General features: G+C 62.0%; 2 protein-coding genes and 1 pseudogene. 2 read left to right on the forward strand and 1 reads right to left on the reverse strand.

Annotated elements, in window-relative coordinates; genetic code table 11:
* Nucleotides 1–135: 135 nt before the first annotated feature.
* A complete protein-coding gene (gene radC / locus AC1DWI_RS21505) occupies nucleotides 136–810 on the reverse strand; it encodes a RadC family protein (RefSeq protein ID WP_477669757.1) in 675 nt (224 codons plus the stop codon).
* Between the two features lie 145 nt (nucleotides 811–955).
* Between radC and AC1DWI_RS21510 the strand changes: the two genes are divergently transcribed.
* Both AC1DWI_RS21510 and ispH read left to right on the forward strand, forming a co-directional pair.
* On the forward strand, nucleotides 956–1,444 hold the full coding sequence (locus tag AC1DWI_RS21510; protein WP_477725714.1) for an FKBP-type peptidyl-prolyl cis-trans isomerase: 489 nt from the start codon (nucleotides 956–958) through the stop codon (nucleotides 1,442–1,444).
* Nucleotides 1,441–1,820 (forward strand): annotated as a pseudogene (ispH, locus tag AC1DWI_RS21515) (4-hydroxy-3-methylbut-2-enyl diphosphate reductase); the annotation flags it as partial. The gene AC1DWI_RS21510 and the pseudogene ispH, both read left to right, overlap by 4 nt.

Below are 1,820 nucleotides of genomic sequence, written 5' to 3' on the forward strand. Positions count from 1 at the left end.
AAATCGGAGGGCCTGTCCGCGTTTAGGCAACCCGAAATCGATGCCGCTGTGAAGGCATTCGGGAAGTCCAACCCCTTTCTCTCCATCAATCCGGAAATTGTTAAAAAAGAGGCGATCTAGAAAGCGTTTCGACTTCTACAGCAAGCCCAACTCGGCCATCGACACTGCCTGTGCGCTGGTCACCACAAAATGGTCCAGCACGCGCACGTCGACCAGCGCGAGCGCTGACTTCAGCGTTTGCGTCAGCGCCTCGTCGGCGCGCGAAGGTTTGGCGGTGCCGCTGGGGTGGTTGTGGGCCAGCACCACGCTGGCGGCGTTGAGCGCCAGGGCGCGCACCACCACTTCGCGCGGGTAGACGGACGTTTGCGTCAGCGTTCCGCGAAACAGTTCTTCGAGCACGATCAGCCGGTGCTGGCTGTCGAGAAACAGCACCGCAAAAATCTCGTGCGGCCGGCTTCCCAGCTGCAGCTGCAAATAGTCGCGTACCGCCTGCGGCGTGTCGAACAGGGTCTTTTCACGGAGCTTTTCGGCAAGCGCCCGCCGGGCAAGCTCCAGCACTGCCACCAGCTCGGCGCGTTTGGCCGGGCCCAGGCCTTTGACGCTTTTCAGCGCTTCGGGGCCGGTGTGCAGCAGCCCGGCAACACCGCCAAAGGTGTCGACCAGTTCCTGCCCCATCTGCAGCGCATTCTTGCCGGGCAGGCCGGTGCGCAGCAGCAGGGCCAGCAGCTCGGCATCGCTGAGCGCGCCGGGGCCGCGGGCCAGCAGTTTTTCGCGGGGGCGGGCGTCTTCTGGGAGGTCTTTCAGGAGCATGGATAGTCTGTGTTGGGAGGAAAGCCGGTGCCGGTGAGGCTAAAAAACCGGATTAAGCCTGATTTGGCCCGGTCAAGCCGTACTTTCTACAATAGAGGCAGTTTACAAACACTTGCCCGGCGCCAGCCCGGCCGCAGAAAGTCTTATGTCCACCGTGGAATCCCCCGACACTACCCTCGTCCAGCAARGCTCGTTCCTGACCTTGCATTACCGCATGGCCGGGCCCTCCGTGGACGGCAAACCGGGCGCGGACATCATCAACACCTTTGACGGCAAGCCCGCCACCCTGAGTCTGGGCACGGGCGAGCTCTCGCCGGCCATTGAGCAGCGGCTGATCGGCCTGCCCGAAGGCACGCGCACAACGTTTGAGTTGCCCGCAGGCGTTGCCTTTGGCGACCGCAATCCGGAGCTGGTGCAGTGGGTGGCGCGCAAGCTGCTCAACGAGCTGGGCGACCCGGATGAACAGTACAAGGTGGGCGATGTGGTGCAGTTCCCCACGCCGGATGGCGCGGGGCAATACGCGGGCGCGGTTCAGCAGGTCAAAGAGGGCGGCGACGCGGTGCAGTTTGATTTCAACCACCCGCTGGCAGGCCAGCCAGTGGTGTTTGAAGTGCAAGTAATAGGCGTTCTATGACTGAATCCAAAGTGCTTCCTCAGGAAATCCTGCTCGCTGAGCCGCGCGGTTTTTGCGCAGGTGTGGACCGCGCCATCGAAATCGTCGAGCGTGCCCTGACCAAATTCGGCAGGCCGATTTACGTGCGCCACGAGATCGTGCACAACACCTATGTCGTCAACGACCTCAAGCAAAAAGGCGCGATCTTTATTGAAGAGCTCGATGACGTGCCCCCGGGCGCTACGCTGGTGTTCAGCGCGCACGGCGTGAGCCAGGCCATCCAGAAAGAGGCCGAGCGCCGCGGCTTCCAGATTTTCGACGCGACCTGCCCACTGGTGACCAAGGTGCATGTGGAAGTGGCCAAGCTGCACAAAGAAGGCTACGAGTTCATCATGAT

This window comes from Polaromonas sp. P3_C2, from assembly GCF_056402675.1.